General features: G+C 62.5%; 2 protein-coding genes and 1 pseudogene. 2 read left to right on the plus strand and 1 reads right to left on the minus strand.

The window, feature by feature from the left end; genetic code table 11:
* The coding region (locus CXY75_RS00165; protein WP_146069284.1) for a hypothetical protein at positions 1-329 on the minus strand (329 nt) is incomplete at its 3' end.
* Positions 330-856: 527 nt separating this feature from the next.
* On the opposite strand from CXY75_RS00165, the pseudogene CXY75_RS00170 reads away from it, so the two are divergent.
* Both CXY75_RS00170 and CXY75_RS00175 read left to right on the plus strand, forming a co-directional pair.
* Positions 857-1429 (plus strand): annotated as a pseudogene (locus CXY75_RS00170) (transposase); the annotation flags it as partial.
* Positions 1430-1531: 102 nt separating this feature from the next.
* The coding region (locus tag CXY75_RS00175; protein WP_304481702.1) for a histidine kinase dimerization/phospho-acceptor domain-containing protein at positions 1532-2429 on the plus strand (898 nt) is incomplete at its 3' end.

Genomic DNA, 2429 nt, shown 5'->3' on the forward strand with positions numbered 1-2429 from the left:
CCAGTAAGGTCGTCGGCGGTCAAAGTAGCAGCCGCTGTCACCGCCTGCGCGGTGTGCGAGAAATCGACCGCGTCGAACGCGACCGGGGTCAGGGCGGTTGCTAACGCGGTGCTGGACTGCGCAGCCTGCGCCGGAGTGAAACCCACACCAGTCAACATCGCTACAACACAAGCAACGGCCAGTACCGAGCCAACAGCGCGAAAATCGCGGCGGCAAGAGCGCACAGCCACGATGACAAACCCGGCGACCAACAAGCCTGCAGCGATCAGGGCGATACCGCCGCCGCTAAAACCAGTCGCGCCGAGTGCGTGAGCCGCCGGCGCGCTCACTACAACAACCGAACATGTGTTATTCACGGTGAATCACGCCGTCTCCCCCATCAAGTGCTAATTTCACGCAAGACCACACCAACACGTCAACCGCCGCCCCGGTGGCATAAAGATGACTCAAAATGTCGTGACACACACCAGACAGAAGCGTGCAAATATCAGAATGCCAAATCAGAATCAGGATTCACGGCAGATTTCGGCCCGGCAACTACAGGATTAACCCAGTTTTGTCCCCGTTACCTTGCAAGTAGCCCGTGAAGCTTGCTCCATTGGGGTATTGGCCTGTTAGGCCCGGCATGGTTGTTGCCCCCAGCCATTCACGATCCGGGGGTGTCACCGGGCCTGACTGGTATTAGGTGATCGCTGATAGCGGCTCAACTGGAACGCGTTTCTTAGCCGAACGCAACGTGGATGCCGAGACGTGATGCCGTGGACAGGCCAACCGCTCCGCATACCTGACAGGGAACTCATGATTGAGAACTACGACAGCGTTGACGTGTTCATCGGTGTTGACGTTGGAAAAGATACAGATCCACCCAGCGTTCGAGCGGGTTCTCCGCCCGCACCTTGACCACCCAGCAGTCCTAGACCTCCTCCAGAAATACCCGACGCCGACCGCAATGAAGACCGCGGGCCCACGCGACTCCCGCCGGGCCTCGCCGGACAGCTGGGCACCCTCCACCGTCAACGCGCCGAAATCGCCGTCGAAGTTGAAGTCGAACAACTCGTAACTGCGAACCCGCTGGAACCCCTCCCAACCAGCATGCCCGGCGCCGGCGTCAGGACCGCCGCCAGCCTCGTCACGGAAGTCTCCGGGAAGGAATCGCCACCGCCGGGCACCTCCCCTCCTACGCCGGACCTGCCCCGTCACCAGACGATCAGGATCACCCATCCGCGGCGAACACCCCTCGAAACGAGGCAACAAGGCCCTCAAACAAGCGCTGTACCTCTCCGCCTTCGCCGCCCTGAACGACCCCGTCGCACGCACCTACTCCGACCGGAAGATCGCCCACGGAAAACGCCACAACCCAGCCCTCATCGCCCTACCCCGACGACGCTGCGACGTCCTCTACGCCATGCTCCGCGACGGCACAATCTAGAAAGCCCAATCACCCGCAACCCCTTGACGAAACGCAGAAGGGCACCCCCCCCATAGTGGGAATTGCCCCTGTAATGGCCGCGTGGAACCTTAGTCTGAGTCCATGGGGACAGATCAGGCACGCCGCGACACGGGTCGAGCCCTGCTGGAGTTTCAAGGCGTTGTGTTCGGCGCCCTGGTGGTCGTCGGCTCGGCGGTACTGCTCAGCCAACCGGCTGCCCTCGACCCGCTTCTCTACGCCGCCGGCGCCGGCATCATCACCGTGATCACTCTGATCACCCTGATCTGGCGCAACCGGCCAGGCCTGCAACGGTTTGCGGTGCTGTTACCGCTTGTCGATCTGCTCGGTATTCGGTTCACCGCGCGCGCGGAAGGCGCAACACTTTCGGGCGGCGCCTTGCTGCTGATTCTGCCCCTGATCTGGATCGCGTACTCGTTCGGCATGCGCGGTGTGCTGGCTGGCGTTGCCCTTCTCGTGGTCACCAGTCCGGTGGGTCTCTTTCAGGCCTACGGCGAAGACATTGAGCCTACTAGTTTTATCCGCATCGTCGCCTACCCGCTGACGCTGCTGATTTTGGCGGGGGCAGCCGGGGTATCGGGCGTGCGCATCCGTCGAAAAAAGATGCAACTCGCAGCGCAGACCGCCCTCACCGAGCAAGCGGTGCGCGCCCGCGACGACCTGATCGAAGCGGTCACTCACGAGCTGCGCACACCACTCACATCGATTCTGGGCAATGCCGAGCTGGTGCTGCACACGACTGATGCGTCGGCGGTTGAGCGGCGCGTCGGGATAATCGTGCGCAACGCCGAGCAGATGGACACGATACTCGCAGACCTGCTCCTCGGGCGGAGCACCGGCACAGCCCTACTGGGGCTGCACATCACGGCCACCGACGTGAGCGGGCTCATCGAGAACTGCGTCGCGGCACGTCGCACAGCAGCCGATGCGCGCAGCGTGTCGATCAACGTGATCGCCTCCGACACACTCTGGGCCGACGTCG

This window comes from Cryobacterium sp. Y11 (genome assembly GCF_002929535.1).
GTDB lineage: Bacteria > Actinomycetota > Actinomycetes > Actinomycetales > Microbacteriaceae > Cryobacterium.